This window comes from Congregibacter litoralis KT71 (genome assembly GCF_000153125.2).
GTDB classification, from domain to species: domain Bacteria; phylum Pseudomonadota; class Gammaproteobacteria; order Pseudomonadales; family Halieaceae; genus Congregibacter; species Congregibacter litoralis.
On record NZ_CM002299.1, the window covers coordinates 852,267 to 877,944 of the forward strand.

Consider the following 25,678-nt stretch of genomic DNA (forward strand, 5'->3'; position numbering starts at 1 on the left):
GTGGTTTCCGACTAATTCTGGACGGGATCGTCGGACGCTGGGGGAGCGAGGTCTCCGATCTCATTGCGATAGATCTCGGCCAGTACTTCTCGCCACTGCGCGTACTGATCATCAACGCTGCCACTGATCATCACCGTGCGGTCTTCCAACTCGATGACCTGCGGCGTGATTTCTGCTTCCAGGGATTGACCGATTTCCTCCAGGGCTTCGACGTGAATCTGTGCCTCGGCACGACTCTCGAGCCCGCTTTTCAGAAGATACCCGCCGCCGATAATCGCGACGTTGCCGGCAGCGCGGGCACTGCCGTCGCCGCTACTCGCTGCAGCGATACCGGCTATAATGGCCGCGCCGCCGGCGATGAGCTGCCGGGTGCTCTCCCGCTTGAGTTCCTGATAGGCAACGACTTCCTGATAGCTGAGTTTTCGCCACTCCTGGTAGGGGCCGAACATATCGTCCGAGAAGCCGTTGTAGTAGGTCTGCAGCGTGTCCACGAAAACATGGTCGCGTTCCCGAAGCATACGCACTCGCTCAAGCATGGGGTCGTCTTCCGCTGGGAGTCGAACGACCAGCTGCTTCCCCTTGCGGGTTTTATCGAGATAGCCCGCGAAGGCCTCGGTGGAAAAGCTCTGGGCAAACAGGAGTTCCGACACCATACGGATTTCTTTGCGCTGCGCCGTGGGAAGCTCGTCAAAGCGTTGCACCAGATCGTTGGCGACCTGGTGATAGACCGCCTGAAAGGGATCGTAGCTGGAACGGGTTTTACTGTCGTAGGCATAGCGGCTGGCATTGCCCTCGTAGACCCGATCAAGCCAAACATAGTCCCTGGAGTCCCGGGCAACCACCTGTATTTCCAGGGTCTCACCATCGGAATGGAGTATGGTGCCGCTGATCATCAGGTCCGTGATTCGCTCCTCGTTGGGAACCACCCTCACCGCGCCCCAGGCGCCGGAATTTTGCAGCACCTCTGCCAGGAGCTTGGGAATATAGCGTGCCTCGGCCCGACGCACCTCCGGGTAGAGACGCTCGTCCTCGTCGGCAAAATCGATACCCGGATCAAAGATGGCAACGGCTACGTCAAGGAGTTCGTCCTCGGGCACCATGGCGGCGGGCGCCTGCAGTGCCGGGATCGACGTGCTTTTAACAGTTTGGCTGACGCAGCCTGCGAGGCTTGCGCTAAGAAAGAACAGCGCCAGAAAGCGCAGGCTCGCGGATGCGCCAAAAGTAGCATTAGTAGCATTCCAAATCACGGCTGCTTGATACCCTTGTACTTACGATATTCGACCCACAGCTTTTCACGCACTTGGGGATCGGGCTCGCGCATGGCGGCCTCGCGCAGCTGCCTTGCGACCACGTCGTCATCGTTGCCGTTGGGAATGTCCGCCGGGGGAGGGTACTTCGCGGTGTTCTGGGGGATGCTTCCGCCGCCGGAACCCACGCCACCCATGCCGCCGCCGACGCTGTAGCCACCACCGCCCATCTCACGGCCGTAGCCGCCCTCTGCTTCACTGTTGCCGCTGCCGCCCCCGGCGGAGGCCGTTTGCGTGGGTTCCGCAGGCTGGTTGCGGCTTGCCTCGCGCTGCGCGGCCTGTTCTTCCAGGATCATGGCATCGAACTCTCCCATGCCCCTTTCGAGTTCAGCGTCCAGAATGGCCACCTGCTCTGCCGGCGTTAAGGGCCCCTGTCCTCCCGAGGGATAGCGTCCGTAGCTCCCTTCTCCGCTGCTGCTGTCGCCCGCGCCGGAGGTGCCTGTGCCCTGACGACCGCCAGCGGGCCCGCCGGCAACCTCGCCGTCGCCCTGGGCACCGCTTCCGTCCGTGCCCGTGTCGCCGGATGAGCCGGGAATACCGGGGATCCCGGGAATACCCGGAATGCCGGGAATATTTACAGAACCTTGCATCCCGCCGCCACTACTGCCGCTGGCGCCGCTACTGCCGGGGGATCCCGCGGGCTCGCCCCTGCCGCCACCACCGGATGCCACGGACTCTTCATCTTCCATGCTGGGCAGCGCGTCGCTGCCACCGGCACTGTCTTCAAATCCGGGCTCGCCGTCACCGGCTCCCGCGGTGCTTTCAGTGCCGGAACCGCCTCCCATATCGCCATTGCCGGCCTCTCTGGCGGAGCCCGCTTCGCTGCTGTCGCCTGCGCTGCCCGCTTGCTCTCCGGTCTCGCCGCTACCGGCCACCTCGGCCCCCGGGGCCTGACCTTCGGGGAATTCCCCCATGTCCCGAGAGACATCACCGCCGCCCTGGAGGTCCCCCTCCGGGGATCCCGTCTCGCCGGCTTGCTCCGAGGACGCCGTGCTTTCCGCCGACGAATCCCCTGCTGCCTCACTGCCCTGGGCGCCCCGGCTACTACTTTGGCTACCGGGCGATGACGCGCTGCTTGAGGGGCTCTGACTGCCCGGGGACGAGGGGCTACTCTGAGCACTACTAGACGGACTGCTCTGAGAAGTGCTGGATGAACTGGACGAGGAACTGCTGGATGACGACGAGCTGGATGAGGAGCTCGATGAAGAACTGGAGGAAGAGCTGCTGGGCGGCGGTGCCGGCGTGCTCGGCGTCGGCATGGAAGGTGTCTGCGGCGTAGTGGGGTTACTGGCGGTGGGACAGCCGCTGAGCATCAGGCAGGCCAGCAGAGACGCCAACGGCAGCCTGCCCGCGCGAACCAGGGTTAAGCAGGCCGTTTTCGGCCCCTGTTTCCACAGTTCCTTTGGTCCCTGCGGTCCTTGCTGTTCACCATGCGGAAGTATCATAAGCCCAGCGCAGTCCCTCTGTTTCTACCGGCAAGCCATCGTCTATACGTGGCCGGAACGGCGTTCGTCTCAAGCGATTGATAATGTCGCCCGCCTTTTCGTCGTTGTGCATGTGGTCATCGAGACGAACGACATCCATGACCCGTCCGCGCTCGGAAACCCCGAATTCTAGCAGCAAACGCCCCTCCTGCTCCCCTGAGTGCTGAGGCAGGGCTCGGACACCCGCGAGCCCGGGCAGAGGCTGAGGGCTTGCGAAGAGCTGCTCTCTTAAGGCTTGGGCAGCCTCCGTCTCTTCAAGTTCCCCATAAAGTTGGGCGTAGGTGTCCAGGGCTTCGGCGCGTTTGCCGTGCCAGTATTGCCAGTCACCCAGAAGCAACAGGACCTCCGCCGTATCCTTCAGCGTTACATCACTTTGGGCGACCTGGATGTCGTAGATGGCCCGAATCACCGCGTTGCCATGCTTGTAACTTTGGCTGCGATAGCCAATCTGCCGGGACTCCTCATCGCCATAAACCCCGCCTGTGCGATACCGGCCGCTGGTGGTCTCGCCCACAAAGCCGCTGAGCATGTACTGGGCCCGGAGCATGCCGTAGAGCGGCGGCAGCAACATGGGTGAGGTCTCGCCCTCCACCTTGGCGAACTCACTGAGTGCAAAGCGGTAGAGGCTCCACATGTTGACGAGGCGCGCGAAGGGATCCTCACCAATGCCCGCCTCGTAGGCCTGGCGCTGCCACAACGCGTGTTCCATCAACGCCTGGCCCCGGGTCACATCCGAGAGTGTTTTGGCCTGAACACGGTAAAGATAGCGTTGCCGTTCGTCGGCTTCGGAAAGCGCGCCAAGGGCAATGTGGCTGGCGATTTCTCCCTCAAGCAAGGCCAGCTGGCGACGGCTGTACAGGCCTTCGTTGATACGCGAAAGATGTATTCCCCGTTTGAAGATCCTCACGGCCTGCTCGTGGTCGCCGTTGCGCTGGAGCGCCAACCCCAGACCCAGCAGATCTTCCGTGAGCCCCGGCGCAAAGGCGCCATCGCTGCTTTCCTGGGCTTCGATGCGTTTGAGGTAGGCGCGCACATCGCCCATGAGTGCGTCCCGGGCCGCTTCCTCACTGGCAAGGGCCTCCGCCTCTGCTGCCGCCGTGTCCGTAGCGCCCACCGCTGCGGGAAGGCCGTTCAACATGAGGAGCACCACGCCGATGACAGGCGCCGTCTTCAACGCCTTGTTTAGAGGCTTCTCTTTCAACAATGTAGGTTGTCGATGGGTGAACTTCATCATGGGGCGGTTCGCTGGTTTTAATCAGTGCTCGTTCTGTCTGGGTCGCGTTTTCACCTTAGGTCTTCTCACCTTACGTACTATAGCCGTTTATGGCTCACGGGAGCGCCTCCCCGCGATCAGAACTCAGGGCCCTTGGATGACCACCGGCAGGATGGCAGTATCGGGCCGAAAGTCGGCGGTGTTTGGGGGGCTTATGAGCACGCTAGGTGAAGAGATTAGACAGCGATTGTCGGCGCAGTTCCAGCGCATTGCCGACGGTTATGACGTGGCGCCGGGGCCGCGCTTTCGTCTTGAGGGGCTCATGGAGGCAGCGGTGCTTATCGGAGACTGCGAGGAGAATGACCTCCTGGAACTGATTGCAGCGCTCCACAAGGACATTGTGGGGGAGTCCCTCGACGCCCGGCTCGGTGAGGGCTGGCAGCGCTGGCATCCCTTTCCCCAGATTCCCATGTACATGGAGCGCGCGCCGGTATCTCCCTCAACCAGCGATTGACTATACTGCGCGGCCAGTCAGACGATTCTATGATTCAGGAGTAATTCAGATGCGTGCATCCCTTCGCGTGGCCGTTATGGTGCTCACGGCCTATTTACTGAACGGCTGTGCCAGCACGGATCTGGAGGCGGTGAGCGACTACGATACGAGCTTTGCCTTTGACAAGGTGCAGCGCCTTGCGATTCTCCCCATTGATCGGACATCGGCGGCGGAAAAACTCATCAGCGATCTGCAGGTGGATCGCATCAACGATGCGCTCACCGAGGAGCTGCGGTCGCGAGGCTACGAGGTGGTTGAAAACCGGGCAGACGCGGATGTTTACCTGGCCTGGCACCTGGTGACCCGTGAGAAAACGGATATTCGCGCCTACAACGCGGCCAGCGCCTACAACTGCTGGCGCTGTGGTCCCCCGGTATCGGATGTGAGTGTCCGTCAATACGTCGAGGGTACGTTTATTGTCGATCTTATCGATCCCGCGCGAAACCGCTCCGTTTGGCGGTCAACGATACAGTCGACGCTGAAGAGCAAGCCGGACCCCGATGATGCGGCTCGGAAGCGTGCCGTTGCGGCAAAGGCCGTTCTGGCGCCGTTTCCGCCGGAGTGGAGCCCTCCGGGTGAGCGGTAATTTCGAAAGTTATCGGCGGGAGTACACCGCCGGCGGACTGACGGCCGAGGACTTGTGTGAGTCACCCATCGCCCAGTTTGAACGCTGGCTGGAGCAGTCCGTGAATGCGGGACTGTCCGATCCCACCGCCATGGCACTGTCCACCATCGACGGTGCGGGGCAGCCCTGGCAGCGTATCGTGCTGCTCAAGGGGCTGTCCGATGATGGTTTTGTGTTCTATACCAACTTCGGCAGTGACAAAGCGAAGGCTATGGACGCCAACGACAAGGTGTCTCTGCTGTTTCCCTGGAACGAGCTGGATCGCCAGGTGATCGTGGGCGGGACAGCAAAACGCATGAGCCTGGCTGAATCGGCCACCTATTTTCTATCCCGGCCCCGGGAGAGCCAGATCGCGGCCTGGGCCTCCCGCCAGAGCCGACCCATCGCTAAGAGAGCGCTTCTAGAAGCGGAGGTGCGCAAGCTGCGAGGCAGGTTTGCCGAGGGTGAGGTGCCTGTGCCGGATTTCTGGGGTGGCTATCGTATCCAGCCCGAACGCATTGAATTCTGGCAGGGGGGCGAGCATCGCCTCCACGATCGCTTTCGCTACGAGCGCGGCGGCGATGGTGGCTGGCAGGTGACGCAGTTACAGCCCTGAGCCGGTAGACAGCCTTGAGCTCGTAGACAGCCTTGAGCTCGTAGACAGCGCTAACGCAGACGTCGCTGGTCAAAATAGCGGGATTGATTTTGGATGCCCGCCAGCTTTCGCCGCAGCACATCGAGACCCGCCGCTGCGACCATGGTCTGAAACAAGACGCGCTCGACGGGCCAGCAAAGGCACACGGTTTCCACCGCATCCCGGTCCCCCCAGGCTAGCCATACGGTTCCTACGGGCTTGTCGTTACTGCCCCCGCCGGGCCCCGCAATCCCTGAGACGGCGACGGCAAGATCAGCCCCCGAGGCATCCAACGCACCGCGAACCATGGCCTTTACCGTGGCTTCGCTCACGGCGCCCTCAGATTTGAGGGTCTCAGCGGGAACGCCAAGAATGGACTCTTTTAAGGCGTTGGAATAGGTGACAAAGCCGCCGGGAAAAACATCCGAGGCGCCGGCGATTTGCGTGAGCATTGAGGCGATCATGCCGCCGGTGCAGGACTCCGCGCAGGTGATTGTGAGGCCGGCGTCTCTTGCCTGATCAATCACGGCCTCGGCAATGCGCGTATCGCCCTCGCCAATAATGTGATCGCCAAACAGGGCCTTCAGCCACTCATAACACTGATCACGCCGGGGGCGATCCTCGGCACGGGTAATGCTGAGCTTTATTTCCAGCTGAGGTGCGCCCGCCCGAAAACTGAGCACAACCTCCGGCGGCCAGTCCGGATGATTATCCACAAGGAGCTGCTGCGCCGTGGACTCCCCCAGACCGAAGGTTTGCAGGCGCAGGACATCCTTTTGCAGGGTGATACCGAACTCCTCCCGCAGACGCTGGACCATGACGGGCAACATGGCCCGCAGCTCTCCCGGCACGCCGGGGGTGCACATAATCAGGCAGTTGTTGACGACCAGGGAAAAGCCCACGGCGCTGCCCACGGGGTTGGGTATGATCGTGCACCCTGCCGGCAGCATCGCCTGCTTGCGGTTGGCGTCGTTGAGCAGCAGGTTGCGTTTTTTACACCATATCTCCAGATGATCGAGAGCGTCGGGGTGTTCCTCCAGTCCATGGCCTGCGACTTCCCCAAGCACCGCCGCGGTGAGGTCATCGATGGTGGGCCCCAGGCCGCCGTTGACGATCAGTACGTCTGCATCATCCGCTAACGCAGCCATTTCCCGAGCCAGGGCGTCGCGGTCGTCACCCAGGGTTACCCGACGGCAGGGGGTGAGCCCCAGTCCCGAAAGTTCGCGGGCAATAAGCGCCGAATTCGAGTCCACGGTATCGCCGCTCATGAGTTCGTCACCGGTGAGCAATAGCTGCACACGGGGCGTTTGGGCCATGGTGTTCTCCCGAGGGAATAGTGTGGATGGGGAAAATAGCACAGGCTCGGGTTTGACAGGCCAATCTCCCGGTATATGGCCGCCTCAACGGCTGACAGTCTGCCCGGCCTTGGCTACACTCCCTGCCTTTTATCCGGTGCCTATCCGGACGGGGAATGATCATGAAGCGTGTGGTTTTCAATCAGAAGGGCGGGGTGGGTAAAACCAGCATCACCTGTAACCTCGCTGCCATCGATGCAAGTCTTGGCCGAAAGACCCTGGTGATTGATCTGGATGTTCAGGGCAACACGACGCACTATCTGGTTGGCGAAATCGACGCGGAGGCTTTTCCGGCGGAAGCGCAGGGTGTGTCGGGGCTCTTCAAGCAAACGGTGGGGTCCCGGCGCATGAGCCGTAATCCCGACGCCTTTGTCTGGGAAACACCCTACGAGAACCTGTTTCTCATGCCCTCCAGTCCTCTGTTATCGGAGCTTGAGCGCGAGCTTGAGGCCCGTTACAAAATTTACAAGCTCCGGGACGCCCTCATCAAGCTTGAGGACGAATATGACCGGGTGTACATCGACACGCCGCCAAACTTCAATTTCTATTCGAAATCAGCGTTGATCGCAGCAAATAGCGTCTTAATACCCTTCGATTGCGATAGTTTTGCTCGCCAGAGTCTTTACGCGCTCATGGATAACATTGCCGAACTCCAGGAGGATCACAATGAAGATCTGGTAGTGGAGGGCATCGTGATCAACCAGTTCAATAGCCAGGCGCGATTGCCCGGGGAACTGGTCGCTGAGCTTGAGGACGAGGGTTACCCGGTGATCCCGACCTTTCTCAACAGTTCCGTGAAGATGAAAGAGTCCCATTACCAGCACCGGCCCCTCATCGATCTTGCGCCCTCGCACAAACTGACCCAGCAATATCTCGAGCTGCACGCGGCCCTCGATAAGGGGTAGGGCTGGGTGAGCGTCGGCGGGTGGCGGCGCGGCGCGGCGACAAAAAGCGCCAAGCACTTGGCGATTGCGAGCAGCTTGTACCATACTCAGTAAATGAACGATGTCGCTACACTTGGCGCGGCCGAATCCCCAGAGCCGCTACTGTCTTTGTCCGAGGCCCGTCAGCAACTGCTGGGACTCCTGGCGGGGGAAGACGATCTCATCGCCAATGCCGCCAACACGGCGGCGTTTTTGAACACGCTCCTGTCGGACATCAACTGGCTGGGGTTCTACTTCCTCAAGGACGATGTACTGGTGCTGGGCCCCTTTCAGGGGAACCCCGCCTGTGTCCGTATTCCCGTCGGTCGTGGCGTTTGCGGTACCTGTGTGGCCACGGGTGTTATCCAGCGCGTCGATGATGTGCACGCATTCCCCGGCCATATCGCCTGCGACATCCGCTCGCGCTCCGAGCTTGTGGTGCCCATTCAGGCTCAGGGCAGGATCGTTGGCGTTCTTGATATTGACAGTCCTTCCGTTGCCCGCTTCCGCCAGGAAGATCAGGATTTTGTCGAGGCTCTTGCCGATGTGTTTACCCGTCATCAGTTTGGTCAGGGCTAAGCACAGGGGTGTCTCGGGGGCTCCTTGGAGAGCCCTCATTTCTGCTACGGTTGTTGCCTTCCCATCGGGCAGGAATAGCTTCCGGCTTTGCGTGACATCGCTCCTGCTGATGCTGCTGGCCGGCTGCACCACCGCGCCCCAGTGGGCCTTTGATCTGCGGGACGTGCCGCCCCTGAAGCTGGACGGTCAACTCTACAGCTATGATCCGGATAGCCCCGACCTGAAAGACCCGGGTATCCTGCAAGTTACCCCGGAAATGCGGGAATTCGTCGAGGCCTACACCGGGGACTCCAACAACTCCCATAACAAATTGATGTCCCTCCATCGCGCCATCAAAGGGCAGGGCGCCCTGGCCATGCACTACGACCCCTTCGCCGATGGGACCGCCGCGCAGGCCTTTGCCCGCGGTTCGGCCAACTGCCTGAGCTATGCCCACATGTTCACGGCTCTGGCGCGGGAGGCCGGCCTCAATGCCCGGTACCAATGGATTGAGGTCCGCCCCGAGTGGCATCGCATGGGGGAGCGGGTCGCCGTGCGACTGCACGTCAACGTGCAGGTGAAAATGCGCGATTCGACGGAGTACATGGTCGACATCGATCCCCTGAACCGGAATGAGGTGGCCGGCGCGCGACTCATGAGTGATCGGGAGGGTTTTGCTCTCTACTACAACAATCTCGCCATGAATGCCCTGGCGGATGACAGGCCGGTCTTTGCCTGGAAGCAGCTTGTCCGGGGGCTCCACCAAGCCCCGGGCCTTTCCCAGCTTTGGGTGAATCTGGGTGCGATTTATCGCTACGCAGGTCAGTACCCTGAGGCGGAGCAGGCCTATTTTCATGCCCTGGAGATCGATGATAGCGATCGTTCGGCAATGAACAATCTGGTGGTGCTCTATGAGCTTCAGGGTCGCAGCAATGAACAGCACTACTGGGAAGATCGTCTCGAGCGCTACCGCAATCTCAATCCCTACTACCACGCCAGTCTTGGCGATGTCGCCATGGAGGAGGAGGACTGGGAAACCGCTTACGATCATTACGCCGAGGCCGCCAAAATGCAGCCCGACGACGGGCTCCTGATCTACAGCAAGGGTTTGGCGGCGCACCAGCTGGGTAAGATCGACGAGGCGGAGCACCTCATCTCCCGCGCCATCGAGAAAGCCGCGTTCCAGGTGGAGAAACAGCGCTACCGCGTGCAGTTGAAAATCATCCGCGAGGAGCAGGCTGCAGCACTCTGAATGCCTCGTCGCCATGGCGATTAAGGGATTCTTTGGTTATGCTCCGCGCCTTTGTTGCGGAGGCCCGGCATGACAGCGTTTTCACGAGTTTTAGATTTATTGCGCAGGTCCCCTGACGAGGGGGGCGAGGTGGCGGTGCGAGGCTGGCTGAGAAGCAAGCGTGACTCCAAGGCGGGTATCTCTTTTCTGGCCATCCACGATGGGTCGTCTTTTGATGCGATTCAGGCGGTGGTGCCTGCGGAGCTCGAGAATTACGAGAGCGAGATCCTGGCGCTGAACACCGGCTGCTCCGTTGAAGTGAAGGGCAACCTGGTGCCGTCTCAGGGCAAGGGCCAGAGCGTAGAAATTCAGGCGAGTGAGGTTCGGGTGCTGGGTTGGGTAGACGACCCCGAGACCTACCCCGTGGCCAAAAAACGCCACACTTTTGAATACCTCCGAACCCAGGCTCATCTGCGTCCCCGGACAAATACCTTTGGTGCTATCACCCGCGTGCGACACACCCTGGCCAACGCCGTGCACAGCTACTTCCATGACAACGGCTTCTATTGGGTGAACACGCCCATCATTACCGGCAGTGACTGTGAGGGCGCCGGGGAGCTGTTTCGCGTCAGTACTTTGGACATGAGCAATATCCCCCGCACCCCCGACGGGGCCGTGGACTATACCCAGGACTTTTTTGGCGGTGATGCCTTTCTCACCGTGAGCGGTCAGTTGGCCGTGGAATCTTACTGCCTGTCCATGAGTAAGGTGTACACCTTCGGGCCCACCTTCCGCGCGGAAAACAGCAACACCAGCCGCCACCTGGCGGAGTTCTGGATGATCGAACCCGAGGTCGCCTTTGCGGACCTCGCAGACAATGCAGATCTGGCAGAGTCACTGCTCAAATATGTATTCCGCCGCGTATTGAATGAGTGCGAGGACGATCTTGCTTTCTTCAACCAGCGCATCGACAACACGGTGATTGACCGTCTCACCGCCATGGTCGACCAGAACTTTGAGCGCATGGACTACAGCGATGCGATCACCATCCTCAAAAATAGCGGCAAGCAGTTCGAGTTTCCCGTGGAGTGGGGCGTTGATTTAGCCAGTGAGCATGAGCGCTTTCTTTGTGAGGAGCACGTAGGGCGCCCCGTCGTGCTCATGAACTATCCCCGGGAAATCAAAGCGTTTTACATGCGTCTCAACGATGATGAAAAAACCGTGGCGGCGATGGACGTGTTGGCGCCGGGTATCGGGGAAATCATCGGTGGCAGCCAGCGCGAGGAGCGACTGGATGTACTGGATGCACGGATGGATTCACAGCTTCGCGAAGAACTGTGGTGGTACCGCGACTTACGGCGTTACGGTACCGTGCCCCACTCGGGCTTTGGTCTGGGCTTCGAGCGCCTTATCAACTATGTCACGGGTATGGAAAACATTCGTGACGCTATTCCCTTCCCCCGCACGCCGGGTAACGCACACTTCTAGGAACTCGCAACCACACTAGCCGCTGCAGCTGCCTTCCGAAGGGGGGGCAGGCGGCAGCTGCGACAGGCTTTAGGCGGATTCGGAGGCTGGGGGCTCGCCGGGCCTGGTAATCACTTCCAGTTTGCGTCCCGAGTTTGCGTCGAGTTTGAACAGGGGTAGATGGGCGGTTTCATCATCGCTACCGATGAGCGTGACGTTGACCGGCGTGCCCACCCGGAACTCCCGGGTTTTGCTTTTCAGCGTCGCCGTCCACTTGTCAAAGTGAAACTTTTCTCCAGCCTTGCGGAGGTCCACGTAACCCTCAAGGCCGTTTGCAGCCAGACGAACATAAAAGCCGTGATTACCCATATGGGAAACCTCGCCCTGCCAGGGGCCGGGCGTGCTTTCGGCCTGGCGCTGGAGGTATTCCAGGGTCAGCCAGCGCTCGGCCTCGTTACTGATGTTGCGAAGTTTTTGCAGCTTCTGAGTCAGGGCGTCGAGCTCCGGTTGCTCGCAAAGCGTGGCTTTTTCGCCCCGTAGCGCCGCCTTGATCTGCAGATGCACGAGAAAATCCAGGTATTTGCGCAGGGGCGAGGTGCAATTGGTGTAAAGCGCCAGCGACATGCCCATGTGAGCGCCCGGGTTCTTCGACAGACGGGCCCTCGTGAGCAGGCGATTGACCATGCTGCGCAGGGGCAACTCGTGCTCGCTGGCCGCAAGGCGACGTAGCAGGTCTCGATAGCCCTCCAGGGAGTCAGGATCCAGCTTGTCGGCGTCCTCCACATAGAGTTCGAGGAATTTTGCCCGGTCTTTCAGGCGATCCCGGCGAAATCCATCGTGGACAACAAAGGGGCCACTGGCGTTGGCATCCGCCAGGAACATCGCCGCACAGCGGTTCGTGGCGACCATGCATTCCTCGACAAGTCGTTGAGAGCTGAGTTTTTCGCAGGGCTCGATGCTGTCGATATGTCCCCGGTCATCCAGGAGCCAGCGAAATTCCTGACGATCTTCCATCACCAGTTCTTCGGCTTCCCGGCGCGTGCGTAGGGCACGGGATACCTGATAGAGCGCCTCCAGGGGGGTGGCATGGCAAATGAGGGCTTCGTCTTGTCCGCTGAGGTAGCGGTCTACGGCGAAGTAAGACAGCTTCGCCCGGGAGCGAATTTTTGCCTCAAAAAACTTGAATTCTCCGACGCTGCCATCCTCTGCAATCGCAACGCGGCAGACCAACGCGGGGCGAAGCTCATTTTCCGTGAGTGCGCAGCGCTGCTGGGCAATACTCTCGGGCAACATGGGGACTACCGCGCCGTGGAAATAGGCGCTGCTCGCCCGCGCTGCGACGGTGGCCCGCAAGGGGGAATCCGCCGTGACGTAGGCCGTTGGGTCCGCAATGGCGACATACAGCAGCCAACCGTCATTGGTCACCTCGGCATACAGTGCGTCGTCGATATCCTGGGTTCGGGCCGCGTCGATGGTCACGAAAGCCAGGTCAGAGAAATCCTCCCGGTGGTCATCGTTTTCCGGTGCCAGGGATCCGAGCAGCGCTTCCAATTCCTGCTGCTTATCCTCGGGCCAGTCCCGTTCCAGACCGTACTTGGCCATGGTGTAACTGTTCTCGATGCCGGGGTCGTCGGCCGCGCCAATGGTGGCAAGGACCTTGGCCTGGGGTTTGCCGTCGCGAATGGGGTGTCGCTGGAGGGCGCAGCGAAGAAAATCACCTGCTTTGGCGCCGTTGCGTGCCTGGGGAGGCAAAAACAGCCAGCGGTTTACCCCGGGGATGTCCGGCTCTACGAACATCGCCTTGCCTTTGCTCACGCAGCGGCCCGTGAATTCGCCTATGGGGCAGTCCACGAGGCCTTCAATCTCTGCGATGGGTCGCTTGTCTTTCCCCGGGCGCAAGCAGACGCGTATGCGATCGCCGGGAAAGGCCTTGAGCATTTCATCCGGGGGTACAAAAACTTCACGTCCGTCGTCCGTGCGGGCAAATCCGTAGCGCGCAGGCGTACCGCGAAGGACCGCCTCGGTGCGCTCTTTCTCGGATTCAATCTGGGTTTTCAGCCCTTTTAGCTGGGCAAGGGCATCTCGATCTAACATCGGAAAGCTGTGAATAACCTACGTCTATTTTAGGGGCGCTATGCTATCGGAAATGCCTGCAGGTGTCAGTTTGTGAGCGGTTTAAGTGATGAGGCGGCGAAACTGCCCGGAACGGTCGATGATCACCTCTTTACAGACTCAGAAGCGTGTTCCAGTGACTTGTTGCATCGATAACCGTGGGAAGCCAGCCTGTCCCGTAAAAAGTTCGTTGACAGGGTTTGCGGCAGGGGCTAATAATCGAGGTGTTTTCAGCTTCAGGTGGACGCGGCGATCTTTCCAGCCTTCGAGGGTGATCAGCAGGGCACCAGACGCACCGGGCACAGCGCCCCGAGGGTCGTCGGTCTGAGTGTCGGCGGTACCGGCAAGACTATAGGTACCCAGGGGAGCAGAAGCGCTGTTAATACGCCTCTTACTTTCCTTACTCGCCTCACTCTCTTTATTTTCCTTACGCTCCTCACGTCTCTTACGTCCGGTTCCAAATATTTTTCCGCGAGCTTTTTTTCCAGGCACTGCGCCCTAGGGCAGCAACTTTGCCGCGCTCTTTTTCTGCACAGCTCTCTTTCGCCACACGCCTGGTCGCGGTCTCTTTCCCGTTTGCCCAGCGTTTGTTTGTACCCGTCGTGTTGATCGATACGGCGTTTTTATGCTCTTCGCCCCGAGGAATCGCTTATGGAATCTAGCTCCGTTGTGCACGATCTGACCCCGCTCGTCGAACCAGCCAAGAAAGTCTACGTGCTGGACACCAATGTACTTTTACATGACCCGACGGCAGTCACAGCGTTCAACGAGCACCACATTGTTATACCCATGACGGTGCTGGAGGAGCTTGATCACATTAAAGATCGCCGCGACAAAACCGTGAGCCGGGAGGCCCGGATTGCCATCAATATGATCGACAAGATCGTGGATGCCGCCTCTCCCCAGGCGATACAGGAGGGTGTGGGAATTCCCTCCGCGGACACCCAGGGTAGCCGCGGTACCCTCGCGATTTTCCCCGACCAGTTGATCAATGACGACAGCGATGTGCCCTATCTTGACGGCACGCCGGATCAGGCCAACGACAATCGAATTATCAACGTCGCCCTGAAACTACAGGCGGAGAACGAGGGTGCCTTTGTCTGCCTCGTGACCAAAGACATCAATATGCGTATCAAGGCCAAAGGTTCCGGTCTCCTCCATGTGGAGGATTACCGCCGGGACCGGGTGCTCGATGACATTGATCTGCTGTGCAAGGGCTATGCACACATTGAGGGCGACTTCTGGGCGGGCATCAGTGAAGTGGACACGATCCGGGAGGATGACATAACGCTCCACCGTGTTCCCCGGGACTCCGTGGCGGATGCCTACCCCAATATGTTTCTTCACGACGATCACGATTTTCTGGCTTTTGTGCATCGCATCGACGGTGATTATCTCTATCTACGCTGTGACAGCCGCGACAATCTGATGAATCGTCGCTTCTGGGGGCTCTCGCCCAGGAATCTTGAGCAGGCTATGGCGATGTCCCTCATCGGCAACAGCGATGTGGACATGACGGTGATGACGGGGCCTGCGGGCTCCGGAAAGACACTCATCGCCCTTGCCTATGGCCTCCATGCCATCCTGGAAGAGGGGCGTTACAGCAAGCTCATTGTGGCGCGATCCACTCCGCCCATCGCCGAGGACATTGGCTTTTTGCCGGGCACCGAAGAAGAAAAGATGGCGCCCTGGCTGGCGGCCTTCGACGACAACCTGGAGATTCTTCACGGCTCCGACGAGTCCTGTACCGGCAGTATCGATTACGTGAAGGAGCGTGCGAACATTCAGTTCAAATCTCTGAATTTCATGCGCGGACGGTCATTTAATAACGCCTACATCATCATCGACGAAGCTCAGGGTTTGACGCAGTTTCAGCTGAAGTCCGTCATCAGCCGCGTGGGTGAGGACTCTAAAATTGTGGTTCTTGGCAATCTCGCGCAGATCGACAATAAGTACATTTCTCCTTTGACCTCAGGCCTCACCTACCTCGTGGAGCGCAGCAAAGGGTATGATCATGCGGGTATCATGCACGTTAACGGCATAGTGCGCTCACGACTCGCCGCTTTTGCTGAAGAGAACCTCTAAACCGCAGAGGCCGGTCTCCGATCGGCCCCAATGATTTGTAAGGCACCGTGGATAGTCTTTTTATTTTGCTCCAGCGCCTGCTACCCCAGCACGCGCTGTCCCGACTTGTGGGTCGCCTTGCCGCGGCCTCGGGCCCCCGCTGGCTGAAAAATCGCGTTATTCGCGCCTTTGTTCGCCATTACGATGTAGATCTGGGGGAGGCGGAGCGACCGTTTCCCGAGGCCTACGAAAGTTTTAACGCCTTTTTTACCCGCGCTTTGAAGCCCGGGGCGCGCCCCCTCTGCACCAGCGGTATCGCCTGCCCCGCAGACGGCGCTATCAGCGAAATTGGCGATATCGATGGCCGGCGCATCTTGCAGGCCAAAGGGCGCAGCTATTCCCTGGAGGCCCTCCTGGCTGGCGATGAAGCCCGGGTGCGGCAGTTTACCGGGGGTAGTTTCGCGACGATCTACCTCTCCCCGAAGGACTATCACCGGGTGCACATGCCTCTGGATGGGCAGTTGCAGGCCAGTGCCTATGTTCCCGGCGATTTGTTTTCCGTGAACGGGACAACGGCGGCGGCCATCGATGGCCTGTTTGCGAGAAACGAGCGGCATATCAGCTACTTCGATACGCCTCGGGGACCCATGGGTATGGTCTTGGTGGGCGCCATGATCGTTGCCGGTATCGAGACGGTGTGGAACGGCCAGGTGGCGCCGCGACTGCGTCAGGTAGAGCGTTGGGATCACGCTGGCACGCCGATGCCCGTGTTGCTGGATCGCGGCAGCGAGATGGGGCGTTTTTTACTCGGTTCAACGGTGATTTTGTTGTTTCCAAAGGGCGTGGCCGCCTGGAACGAAGACTGTGTCGCGGGAGCAGCGGTGCGCATGGGGCAGCAGCTCTCGGCGTAGCTCTGACTCCAGCCCTGGCTAGCCCTGCAGGGGCTGATCCAGCGACGCAATAATACGGCGGTAGCTATCGAGGCGTGCGGGGTGAATGGCGCCGGAGCCAATCGCTGCCGTCAGGGCGCAGCCGGGCTCACTCTGATGCTGGCAATCGCGAAAGCGGCATTGACCGATGCGCTCGCGAAACTCCCGAAACCCCTGCTCAATGTCTTCCCGATCCATATGCCACAAGCCAAACTCCCGAATTCCGGGAGAATCAATGAGGGCGCCGCCCGGTACGTCAAAGAGACGTGCCGTCGTGGTGGTGTGGCGGCCCTTCTGTTTGTCGGGAGACAGCTCCGATACCCGCTGCTGCGCGTCGGGGAGCAGGGCGTTGATCAGGGTGGTTTTGCCGACGCCGGACTGCCCCACAAGGATGCTCGTGTGGCCCGCGAGGAGCCTGGTGAGTTCTTCGATGGCACCAAATTTTCCTTGAGCGCGGATGGTCTGATAGCCAAGGGGGCCATAGGGTTCCAGCAGTATTTCCATGGCCTCCGCGAGGGCTGAGTCCTCGAGCATATCCGCCTTGTTGAGCAGAATGACGGCTTCTGCCCCGAGGTTTTCCGTAGCCACCAGGTAGCGATCGATAAGGCCGCCGTGGGGTTCCGGATAGGGCGCGATTACAATAATCACCCGGTCGATGTTCGCTGCGACGCTGCGCAGCTTGCCGAATTTATCCGGTCGGCGAAGCTCCGTACTGCGATCCTCACGCGCGACAATCACACCGGTCTCTTCCCCGGCACAAAAAATCACCTGATCCCCGGCAACAATGGAGCCCAGGTTCATACGCAGATGGCAGCGGTGTATTTGCTGGTCATCTCCCTCTATGTCCGCCTGGGTGCCATAGCGTGCGATGACGCGGCCGCGCTGCTCGGCGCCCAGCTGTCCTCCCGCCAGCGCTTCGTCGCCGAGGGTCGCCGATCGCTCCGCACGGTCAGCACGCTCCTGCTGCTTGCGCTCTATGCGCCAGTTCTGGCGACGGTTAAGTTTTCGTTTGCTCACCCCTGCATTATTGAGCGGCGCCGGGAGACTGTCGAGCGCATGCTAAACTGTCCCGTCCTTTAGCCGTGGAAAAAGCGATGGTCGACGAACGCAATTTGATCTGGGTAGACATGGAAATGACGGGGCTTGATCCCGACGGCGACCGTGTCATTGAGATTGCCACCATCGTCACGGACAGCGATTTGCATCCCCTTGCAGAGGGGCCGGTGATTGCTATCCATCAGTCAGATGCCGTTCTGGAAGCCATGGATGAATGGAACACGAGCCATCACGGTGCCTCGGGGCTTTGCGATCGCGTACGTGCCAGCGTCATTGATGAGGCTGAGGCGACTCGTCTGACCATCGCGTTTCTGGAGAACTGGGTGCCTGCGGGGGCCTCTCCCATGTGCGGCAACAGTATCTGTCAGGACCGGCGTTTCATGGCCCGTCATTTACCGGAACTGGAAAGCTATTTTCACTATCGGAATCTGGATGTCAGCACCCTGAAGATTCTCGCCCAGCGCTGGCGCCCCGATGTGGCCGCGGGCCTGCAAAAGCGCGCCGTGCACCTGGCCCTGGAAGACATTCGGGACTCCATTGAAGAGCTCCGTCACTATCAGCAGCATTTTTTGAACTGCGAATCGAACGGTTAGGAAGGCCGGTTAGGAAGGCCGGTTAGAAAAGCCGCTTAGGAGGGCAAAGCCCCGTGGCGCGACAGCGCCCAGTGCACATGCTCCCGCACCAGTTCTGAGGGGTGCGATGCCCGGCGTTGCAGCGCTTCCACAAGGGCCGGGCTGCCCGGCGCATTTCCCAGGGCAATGGCGAGATTGCGCAGCCAGCGTTCATAGCCAATGCGGCGCAGCGCCGAGCCCTCGGTGCGCGCCGCCCAGGTATCCTCGTCCCAACTAAACAGCGTCATTAGCTCACTGTCGTCCAGTCCATGGCGCGGCTGGAAATCTTTCTCCTGACTGGACCGGGCAAACTTGTTCCAGGGACAGACGAGCTGGCAGTCGTCGCAACCGAAAATCCGATTGCCCATGAGGGGGCGAAGCTCCGGGTCAATGCTGCCTTTGTGTTCGATGGTGAGATAGGAAATACAGCGGCGCGCATCCAGCTCGAAGGGGCCTGCGAACGCCTTAGTGGGGCAGATGTCCAGGCAGGCCTGACAGCTCCCACAGTGCTTGCTTTCCTGAGGCGGGTCGACGGGCAGAGGCAGATCCGTGTAAATCTCGCCCAGAAAGAACCAGGATCCCGCGTCCTGATTGATGAGCATGGTGTTTTTGGCAATCCACCCGAGGCCTGCTCGCTCCGCCAGGGCGCGTTCCAGCACGGGAGCGCTGTCCACAAAAGCGCGGTAGTGACCTTGGCCCAGGCGTTGTTCAATGCGTTTAGCGAGCTGCGCCAGGCGTTTGCGCACCAGTTTGTGATAGTCACGGCCAAGGGTGTAGCGCGCAATGTAAGCTTTATGGGGATTCTCCAGAACCGTCATGGGGTCCGCGCCGTCGCCCAGATAGTTCATGCGCAGAGTGAGCACCCGACAGGTGCCGGGCACCAGTTCCTCGGGACGGGAGCGCTTGGTGCCGTGGTCACCCATCCACTGCATCTCGCCCTGATACCCGGCGGCAAGCCAGCGCTGGAGGTAGGCCTCGTGCTCCCCAAGATCAATATCACTGATCCCGAGCTGTGCGAAACCTAAGTCCCTGGCCCAGGCGCGGATCTCCTCCACCAGGGCACCGCCATCGCTGGCCAGGACATTTTCCGTCATGAGTGTGCAGCCCTTTTCCCAAGCCCGCCGTATAATCGTTTTATGCGTAAAGATGTCATAGGGATGATTGTGCCAGAGGCCCGGTCTTCATGAGTATGAAAGTGCCGCGCTTGCTCTACACGGCGGCGCAGAGTCGTGCCGTCGATCGCGAGGCCATCGAGGTCCACGGCCTCCCCGGGCCCCTGCTCATGGCCAGGGCTGCTCGCGCGGCCTTCGACTTTCTTCTTGCCCGTCGGCCTGACATTGCGGCAGCCCCGCAGCCCTTTCAGATACTTTGTGGCCCCGGAAATAACGGCGGAGACGGGCTGTTGCTGGCAATGCTTGCCACGGCCAGGGGAATCCCTACACAGGTGCTCCTCATTGACGGAAAACCTCGAAGCGCTGATGCAGCGGCGGCTGCGGCACGCGCGGCGTCAGCGGGTGTTCCTATAGCTGATTACGTGCCGGGCCGCTTAGGCGCTACCTTGGGCGATGGCGGGGTGATCGTCGATGCCATGCTGGGGACAGGAATCAGTGGTGAGCTGCGTCCTCCCTATCGCGCAGCCATTGACGAGATTAACTCGGCATCCCTGCCGGTGCTGGCCCTGGATGTCCCTTCGGGGATCGACAGCGATACCGGCGCGGTTTGTGGCGCAGCCGTGAACGCCACCTGGACGATGAGTTTTATCACGCCGAAGCGAGGGCTCCATACCGGGGCCGGTGCAGCACACGCGGGGGATTGTGTCTGTGATGACCTGGAGGTGCCCGAAGCAGCCTATGAGGTAGCGGGCCCGGCTTTTGAAGCGCTGAATCTGGAACAGGAACGGCAAAACCTTCCACCCCTGAGAACCACAGCGCACAAAGGCCATTTCGGGCGCTGTCTGATCATCGGCGGTGATCACGGGATGGGCGGCGCCATTATTCTCGCGGCCGAGGCGGCGCTGCGTAGCGGTGCCGGGCTTGTTCGGGTGGCGACCCGGGAGGCGCATATTGCCGGGCTGCTGGCGGGACGACCGGAGACTATGGTGACCGCGGTGGATCATAGAAATGCTTTGATCCCCCTGTTGGAATGGGCCGATGCTGTGGTCATCGGTCCCGGGCTTGGCCAGGAGGTCTGGGGCGAGCAGATGCTCCACGCGGCCCTGGGCTGCAATAAACCGCTGCTCCTTGATGCCGATGCGCTCAATCTCCTGGGCAAACAGGGCCCGCGCAGTCTTCCTCCCGGATCGGTGATTACGCCGCATCCGGGAGAAGCCGCAAGACTGCTGGCGTCCCGGGGGACTGTAGATACATCTGCCGTGCAACATGATCGCTTTGCTGCCGCCTCGCAGCTGCTGGAATTGTGGGGTGCTACGGTGGTGCTCAAGGGTAATGGCAGTCTGGTGCTCGGGACCGGGCTCAGGGGGCTGTGTCTGGATGGCAATCCGGGTATGGCGTCCGGGGGTATGGGTGATGTCTTGAGCGGTATCGTTGGCGCATTCCTGGCTCAGGGACTGCCTGGGTCGCAGGCCGCGGCGCTGGGGGTGGTGCTCCATGCCCGGGCTGGCGATGCAGCGGTCAAAGAGGCTTCGCCGCGCTCGCTCCTCGCCCGGGATCTTATGCCGCTGCTTGGAACACTGCTTCCGTGAGCGCTGACGGCCACGGAGAGCTGCGGGTCGCCTTGAGCACCGAAGAGGCGGTCGTGGCTTTTGGCGCGGATCTGGCGCGGGTGATGTCGCCGGGTACCACGCTCTACCTCCACGGAGAATTGGGCGCCGGCAAGACAACCCTGACCCGGGGGATTGCCCGGGGTCTGGGCCATCGTGGGGCGGTGAAAAGCCCCACCTATACCCTCGTGGAGCCCTATCTTGATTTGCCGACGCCCCTTTATCACTTTGACCTGTATCGCCTGGGAGATCCCGAGGAGCTGGAGTATCTGGGTATTCGAGACTATTTCGACGGCGGGGCGGTGGTGGTCGTCGAGTGGCCCGAGCGTGGCGGTGAATTTTTGCCGCAGCCCGACATGGAGATTAGACTGATGGTCGACGGGGCCGGGCGTGACTTGCAGCTGGTGGCGCACAGCGACACGGGCGAGGCATGCCTCGCAGGACTGCGCGCTGTACTCCGCGAGGGTGCAACGTAGACGTGACACCCGAGGTTTGAAGGCAACAGGGAGAGAGTCGCGATCGATGGACAGGGGACAGTGAGGTTCTGCCGGCAGGCGCTGCGTATCGCTGCGGTGTTGCTGTGCCTGATCCCGTCGCTTCTTCACGCGAAAAACGTCGAGGTGAAGGATCTGCGTTTGTGGCGGGCGCCGGACCATACACGCCTGGTGCTGGATCTGTCGGGGCCTGCGGAGCATCGGCTTCTGGAACTGCAAAACCCCAGACGCCTGGTCGTGGATGTGAGCGATGCAAAGCTCCTCGCCAGGATCGGCGCCCTCAAGCTTGATAACACCCCCATTTCCAAGATCCGCAGTGGCGTGCGCGAGGGTGATGACCTGCGCCTGGTGCTGGACCTGTCGGAAGCGGTGCGACCGCGAAGTTTTGCACTCAAGGCCTCGGAGCGCGCCGATGATCGTCTGGTGATTGATCTCTACGACCTGGATACGGAGCTTGCTGCCCCGGCGGTAAAAAAGAGTGCCCATAGCAGCGGTCGTCGCGACATTGTGATTGCCATTGATGCGGGGCATGGCGGCGAGGACCCCGGCGCCTCGGGACCTGGTCGCCTGCGGGAGAAGCAGGTGGTGCTGGAGATCGCGAAGGAGCTTCACGAGCTGTTTAAAGCAGATCAGGGATTTGCACCGACGCTCATACGCAGCGGCGATTACTACGTGAGTCTTCAAGGCCGCCGGGATCTGGCCCGCAAGCGTCAGGCCGATATGTTTGTATCCGTGCATGCCGATGCGTTCAGGGATAAACGTGCCCGGGGAGCATCGGTTTACGCGCTCTCCACGAGGGGCGCCACCAGCACCACCGCCAGTTATCTGGCTCAGCGGGAAAACGCCGCGGATCTCCTGGGGGGTGTGAGCCTGGGCGATAAGGAAGACGCCCTGGCGATGACCCTGGCGGATCTCTCCATGACCGCAACTCTGGACAGCAGTTTGAATGTCGGCGCCAGCGTACTGGGCGAGATGGGTCGGTTCGCAAGGCTGCACAAAAAACAGGTCGAACAGGCCGGGTTTGTCGTGCTCAAATCGCCGGATGTGCCGTCTATTCTGGTGGAGACAGGTTTTATCTCGAACCCTGAAGAGGCAAAAAAACTTGCCTCTCCGAGTTATCGCAAGCGCATGGCCAAAGCCATTCATCGCGGCATCGTGCAGTGGTTCCGTGCGCATCCGCCGCCGGGGTCGCTCCTGGCAACCCTGAGAGAGGCCGGGGAGCGCGAATACGTTATCGTGGGTGGTGATACGCTGTCGGGCATCGCGCAGCGCTTCAACGTCAACGTCAACCTGCTGAGCCAGTACAACAATTTGCGCAACAGCAAGATTCTCGTGGGTCAAACCCTGCGTATCCCCGCCAGTTAAACCATTGGATACCGCCCATGCCACTGATTAAGCGCCTACCGCCGCGCCTTGCCAACCAGATCGCAGCCGGTGAGGTGGTCGAACGTCCTGCGTCCGTGGTCAAGGAGCTCCTGGAAAACAGTCTCGATGCCGGCGCGCGGCGCGTTGATCTGGACATCGAGGCCGCGGGCACCAAGCTGATTCGCATTCGGGATGACGGCTCGGGCATCGCGTCCGATGATCTGCCCCTGGCTCTGGATCGCCATGCCACGAGTAAAATCGAGTCCCTGGACGACCTCGAGCAGGTGGGGAGTTTCGGATTCCGGGGCGAGGCCCTGGCGAGTATCGGTTCCGTGTCTCATCTGGTGGTGACCAGTAACACCGCGGAGGCGGGAAGTGACGGACAGGCCGCCAGCTGTTCAGGCAGGGACATGGAGGTCACGCTGAAACCGGCGGCGCACCCCCGGGGCACGACGGTAGAGGTGCGGGATCTGTTTTTCAATACGCCCGCGCGGCGGAAGTTTCTTCGCACGGAGCGCACGGAGTTCAATCATCTCGATGATGTGGTGAAGCGCATCGCGCTGTCGCGCTTTGATGTGAGCTTTGCCCTGCGTCACAACGGTCGTCAGCTGCGGGATCTTCGCCGCTGCGACAACGAGGCGGACCAGCTGCGTCGGGTAGCGAGCCTTTGTGGACCGGCCTTCGTGGAGAATGCCGTGGCCATCGATCGCAATGCGGGGGATTTGCGCCTCCACGGTTGGGTGGCGCAGCCGAGCTTCTCCCGCAGCCAGGCGGACCTTCAGCATTTTTACGTGAACGGTCGCTATATTCGCGACAAGCTCGTGGTTCACGCGGTGCGCCAGGCGTTCAGTGACGTGCTCTATCAGGGACGGCATCCCGCGTTCGTCCTGTACCTTGAGCTGGATCCCGCGGAGGTTGACGTTAACGTTCATCCCACTAAGCATGAGGTGCGTTTCAGGGATGGGCGCAGCGTTCACAGTTTTATCTACAGCACCCTGCACAAAGCCCTGGCGGACATTCGCCCCAGCGACAGCGCTGTTCCCACGCAGGCAAGCATGTCCCCCGTTTCCGCCTCCACGGGCCGCCTCGATCTGCTGACGGGCGAGTTGGTGCGGCAGCAGGAAATGGGCCTCCGGGAGCAGGGAGCCGGGAGGCTGACCGCTGCGAACCCCGGGGTCTTTGCCGATCGTGGAGACCGCGGCGATTTTCAGGGGGGGCGTGGAGCACCGGCGGGCTTCGATGATGCAACGGCGGCGAGCTATCGTCAGCTCTACGCTTCGCCGGACAAGCCGGGCTCTGTGGAAGAGGGCGATGGCGCCGATATTCCGCCCCTGGGATACGCCCTCGCCCAGCTTCACGGCATCTACATCCTGGCCCAGAATCGCGAAGGCATGGTGCTGGTGGACACCCATGCGGCCCACGAGCGTATTACCTATGAGCGCCTGAAACAGGCCAGGGATGAGCAGGGAATACGCAGTCAGCCCCTGCTTGTCCCCCAGAGTGTGTCCGTCAGCAGTCGCGAGGCCATTCTTGTGGAGGAACACGCCGCGCTGTTTGAAAGTCTGGGATTGAGGGTAGATGTAGCCGGCGAAGAAAGCCTCTTGATTCGTGAAATCCCCGTGTCTCTCCAGGGCGCGGATGTGGAGCAGCTGCTGCGTGATGTGCTTGCCGATCTCCTCGAGTACGGCAGCTCCGAGCGTATTGCCCGCCACGAGGACGAGCTCCTATCCACCATGGCCTGCCACGGCTCCGTACGTGCAAATCGTCGCCTCACGGTGCCTGAGATGAATGCCCTGCTTCGTGACATGGAAGTTACCGAGCGCTCGGGGCAGTGTAATCATGGCCGTCCGACCTGGACGGCGCTCAGTGTTCAGGACCTGGATCGTCTGTTTCTGCGCGGGCGCTAGGGTGAGCACTCCGCTCCTGTGCATCATGGGGCCTACGGCCTCAGGAAAAACCGACCTCGCCATCGGTCTTGCGGAGGCGCTTCAGGGTGAGTTGATCAGCGTGGATTCCGCCCTGGTGTATCGCGGCCTCGATATTGGCAGCGCCAAGCCCCGTTATCCTCACCATCTCATCGATATTTGTGATGCCCGGGACGCCTATTCCGCAGCACGCTTTGCCGAGGATGCCCGAGGGGCTATTGAAGAGATCAGAAGCCGGGGTCGTCGCCCCATCCTCGTGGGCGGCACCATGCTGTACTACAGCGCCCTGCTGCAGGGCTTCGCCGCGATGCCCCCGGCGGATCCTGATGTCCGCGCTGAAATCGCGGCGACGGCAGCAAAGGAGGGTTGGCCGGCGGTGCACCGGGAACTGGCGCGGGTGGATGCCGAGGCCGCGGCGCGGATTCACCCGAATCACTCTCAGCGCCTGTCCCGCGCTCTGGAGGTGTATCGTCTCAGCGGAAAAACCATGACGGAGCTTCACCGTCAGACACGGGATTCATCTTCTGAGCAGGTGCTGGCGGTGGCGATTGCGCCGGCAGAGCGACGGGTACTGCATGAGCGCATAGCCACGCGTTTCGCGCAGATGATGGCGGCGGGCTTTCTTGAGGAGGTGCGCGGACTCCGGGAGCGTGGAGACCTGCATCGGGACCTGCCGGCGATCCGCGCTGTGGGGTATCGGCAACTCTGGGCGCATCTCGAGGGGGAATGCTCCGTGGAAGAGGCTCAGGAGCTTGGAGTGGTAGCCACGCGCCAGCTGGCAAAGCGACAGTTCACCTGGTTGCGCAAATGGCCTGATCTTCAATGGATCCATACGGACGATGCGGGTGCTGTTGTGGATAGCGATTTGGCCTTAAATGACCCGGATCTTGTGAAAATCACCGATCCCTTAAATCTGCTCTTGAACTACCTAACGTACAACCCCATGTAGTAAACTGTACGGGCAACTGCCCCGGTGCCGGTTGTTTTCTGAGCGCGAGCAGTGCATTTGGTTTTTTTTGGCTCGATTTGAGCCCCACTTAACGCCCCACAGCGAGTCTTCTCAGGACCCTCGTG

At 60.6% G+C, this 25,678-nt stretch carries 22 protein-coding genes; 15 read left to right on the forward strand and 7 right to left on the reverse strand.

Annotated elements, in window-relative coordinates; all coding sequences use genetic code 11:
* Nucleotides 1-11: 11 nt before the first annotated feature.
* Genes KT71_RS03910 through KT71_RS03920 form a run of 3 tightly spaced genes read right to left on the reverse strand, consistent with a single transcriptional unit; the run spans nucleotide 12 to nucleotide 4,025 of the window.
* Nucleotides 12-1,247 carry a hypothetical protein gene (locus tag KT71_RS03910; RefSeq protein ID WP_008292759.1) on the reverse strand — a complete coding sequence of 412 codons (1,236 nt, stop codon included), beginning with the start codon at nucleotides 1,245-1,247 and terminating at the stop codon, nucleotides 12-14.
* Nucleotides 1,244-2,752, reverse strand: coding sequence for a hypothetical protein (locus KT71_RS20405; RefSeq protein WP_152025164.1), 1,509 nt, complete (start codon nucleotides 2,750-2,752; stop codon nucleotides 1,244-1,246). The genes KT71_RS03910 and KT71_RS20405 overlap by 4 nt, the downstream gene beginning before the upstream one ends.
* Complete coding sequence (locus KT71_RS03920) at nucleotides 2,733-4,025, reverse strand: tetratricopeptide repeat protein (protein ID WP_152025165.1); 1,293 nt, start codon at nucleotides 4,023-4,025, stop codon at nucleotides 2,733-2,735. The genes KT71_RS20405 and KT71_RS03920 overlap by 20 nt, the downstream gene beginning before the upstream one ends.
* Nucleotides 4,026-4,161: 136 nt before the next feature.
* Here KT71_RS03920 and KT71_RS03925 point away from each other — a divergent pair, with 136 nt between their 5' ends.
* From KT71_RS03925 to pdxH, 3 genes are read left to right on the forward strand one after another with little or no spacing between them, the layout of a single operon-like run.
* On the forward strand, nucleotides 4,162-4,518 hold the full coding sequence (locus tag KT71_RS03925) for a hypothetical protein (RefSeq protein WP_008292756.1): 357 nt from the start codon (nucleotides 4,162-4,164) through the stop codon (nucleotides 4,516-4,518).
* A 49-nt stretch (nucleotides 4,519-4,567) separates the two neighbouring features.
* The gene (locus tag KT71_RS03930) at nucleotides 4,568-5,143 is read left to right on the forward strand and encodes a DUF4136 domain-containing protein (protein ID WP_008292755.1); all 576 of its coding nucleotides are present in this window, start codon (nucleotides 4,568-4,570) and stop codon (nucleotides 5,141-5,143) included.
* Nucleotides 5,133-5,777, forward strand: coding sequence for a pyridoxamine 5'-phosphate oxidase (gene pdxH / locus KT71_RS03935; protein WP_008292754.1), 645 nt, complete (start codon nucleotides 5,133-5,135; stop codon nucleotides 5,775-5,777). Before KT71_RS03930 ends, pdxH begins: the two co-directional genes overlap by 11 nt.
* A 50-nt stretch (nucleotides 5,778-5,827) precedes the next feature.
* Here pdxH and KT71_RS03940 read toward each other — a convergent pair whose 3' ends face one another.
* On the reverse strand, nucleotides 5,828-7,111 hold the full coding sequence (locus KT71_RS03940) for a CinA family nicotinamide mononucleotide deamidase-related protein (protein ID WP_008292753.1): 1,284 nt from the start codon (nucleotides 7,109-7,111) through the stop codon (nucleotides 5,828-5,830).
* 161 nt (nucleotides 7,112-7,272) lie between these two features.
* Here KT71_RS03940 and KT71_RS03945 point away from each other — a divergent pair, with 161 nt between their 5' ends.
* From KT71_RS03945 to asnS, 4 genes are all read left to right on the forward strand, one after another.
* Nucleotides 7,273-8,055, forward strand: coding sequence for a ParA family protein (locus KT71_RS03945; RefSeq protein ID WP_040362762.1), 783 nt, complete (start codon nucleotides 7,273-7,275; stop codon nucleotides 8,053-8,055).
* A gap of 93 nt (nucleotides 8,056-8,148) precedes the next feature.
* Entirely contained in the window at nucleotides 8,149-8,652 is a 504-nt protein-coding gene (locus KT71_RS03950; protein ID WP_008292751.1) for a GAF domain-containing protein, read from the forward strand.
* A gap of 91 nt (nucleotides 8,653-8,743) precedes the next feature.
* Complete coding sequence (locus KT71_RS03955) at nucleotides 8,744-9,883, forward strand: transglutaminase family protein (protein WP_202962388.1); 1,140 nt, start codon at nucleotides 8,744-8,746, stop codon at nucleotides 9,881-9,883.
* 69 nt (nucleotides 9,884-9,952) lie between these two features.
* Nucleotides 9,953-11,350, forward strand: a complete 1,398-nt coding sequence (asnS, locus tag KT71_RS03960; RefSeq protein ID WP_008292749.1) for an asparagine--tRNA ligase — start codon at nucleotides 9,953-9,955, stop codon at nucleotides 11,348-11,350.
* Nucleotides 11,351-11,419: 69 nt separating this feature from the next.
* Here asnS and KT71_RS03965 read toward each other — a convergent pair whose 3' ends face one another.
* Nucleotides 11,420-13,423, reverse strand: a complete 2,004-nt coding sequence (locus KT71_RS03965; protein WP_008292747.1) for a VacB/RNase II family 3'-5' exoribonuclease — start codon at nucleotides 13,421-13,423, stop codon at nucleotides 11,420-11,422.
* Nucleotides 13,424-14,092: 669 nt separating this feature from the next.
* On the opposite strand from KT71_RS03965, the gene KT71_RS03970 reads away from it, so the two are divergent.
* Together KT71_RS03970 and asd are read left to right on the forward strand one after the other, a co-directional pair.
* On the forward strand, nucleotides 14,093-15,526 hold the full coding sequence (locus tag KT71_RS03970; RefSeq protein WP_008292746.1) for a PhoH family protein: 1,434 nt from the start codon (nucleotides 14,093-14,095) through the stop codon (nucleotides 15,524-15,526).
* Nucleotides 15,527-15,573: 47 nt separating this feature from the next.
* Nucleotides 15,574-16,416 (forward strand): archaetidylserine decarboxylase, encoded by an 843-nt coding sequence (asd, locus tag KT71_RS03975; RefSeq protein ID WP_023659933.1) that lies wholly within the window; start codon nucleotides 15,574-15,576, stop codon nucleotides 16,414-16,416.
* An 18-nt stretch (nucleotides 16,417-16,434) separates the two neighbouring features.
* On the opposite strand, the gene rsgA is transcribed toward asd, so the two are convergent.
* Nucleotides 16,435-17,451, reverse strand: coding sequence for a small ribosomal subunit biogenesis GTPase RsgA (rsgA, locus tag KT71_RS03980; RefSeq protein ID WP_008292744.1), 1,017 nt, complete (start codon nucleotides 17,449-17,451; stop codon nucleotides 16,435-16,437).
* A gap of 77 nt (nucleotides 17,452-17,528) precedes the next feature.
* Between rsgA and orn the strand changes: the two genes are divergently transcribed.
* Nucleotides 17,529-18,083, forward strand: a complete 555-nt coding sequence (gene orn / locus KT71_RS03985; RefSeq protein ID WP_023659934.1) for an oligoribonuclease — start codon at nucleotides 17,529-17,531, stop codon at nucleotides 18,081-18,083.
* Nucleotides 18,084-18,118: 35 nt separating this feature from the next.
* Here orn and queG read toward each other — a convergent pair whose 3' ends face one another.
* Nucleotides 18,119-19,195 carry a tRNA epoxyqueuosine(34) reductase QueG gene (queG, locus tag KT71_RS03990; RefSeq protein WP_008292742.1) on the reverse strand — a complete coding sequence of 359 codons (1,077 nt, stop codon included), beginning with the start codon at nucleotides 19,193-19,195 and terminating at the stop codon, nucleotides 18,119-18,121.
* 89 nt (nucleotides 19,196-19,284) lie between these two features.
* On the opposite strand from queG, the gene KT71_RS03995 reads away from it, so the two are divergent.
* Genes KT71_RS03995 through miaA form a run of 5 tightly spaced genes read left to right on the forward strand, consistent with a single transcriptional unit; the run spans nucleotide 19,285 to nucleotide 25,553 of the window.
* Nucleotides 19,285-20,802 (forward strand): bifunctional ADP-dependent NAD(P)H-hydrate dehydratase/NAD(P)H-hydrate epimerase, encoded by a 1,518-nt coding sequence (locus KT71_RS03995; protein WP_008292741.1) that lies wholly within the window; start codon nucleotides 19,285-19,287, stop codon nucleotides 20,800-20,802.
* Complete coding sequence (gene tsaE, locus KT71_RS04000; protein WP_008292740.1) at nucleotides 20,799-21,296, forward strand: tRNA (adenosine(37)-N6)-threonylcarbamoyltransferase complex ATPase subunit type 1 TsaE; 498 nt, start codon at nucleotides 20,799-20,801, stop codon at nucleotides 21,294-21,296. Before KT71_RS03995 ends, tsaE begins: the two co-directional genes overlap by 4 nt.
* A gap of 60 nt (nucleotides 21,297-21,356) precedes the next feature.
* Nucleotides 21,357-22,679, forward strand: coding sequence for an N-acetylmuramoyl-L-alanine amidase (locus tag KT71_RS04005; protein WP_008292739.1), 1,323 nt, complete (start codon nucleotides 21,357-21,359; stop codon nucleotides 22,677-22,679).
* Between the two features lie 17 nt (nucleotides 22,680-22,696).
* Nucleotides 22,697-24,586 (forward strand): DNA mismatch repair endonuclease MutL, encoded by a 1,890-nt coding sequence (mutL, locus tag KT71_RS04010; RefSeq protein WP_008292737.1) that lies wholly within the window; start codon nucleotides 22,697-22,699, stop codon nucleotides 24,584-24,586.
* Nucleotides 24,587-24,611: 25 nt separating this feature from the next.
* Nucleotides 24,612-25,553 carry a tRNA (adenosine(37)-N6)-dimethylallyltransferase MiaA gene (miaA, locus tag KT71_RS04015; protein WP_008292736.1) on the forward strand — a complete coding sequence of 314 codons (942 nt, stop codon included), beginning with the start codon at nucleotides 24,612-24,614 and terminating at the stop codon, nucleotides 25,551-25,553.
* Nucleotides 25,554-25,678: the final 125 nt, after the last annotated feature.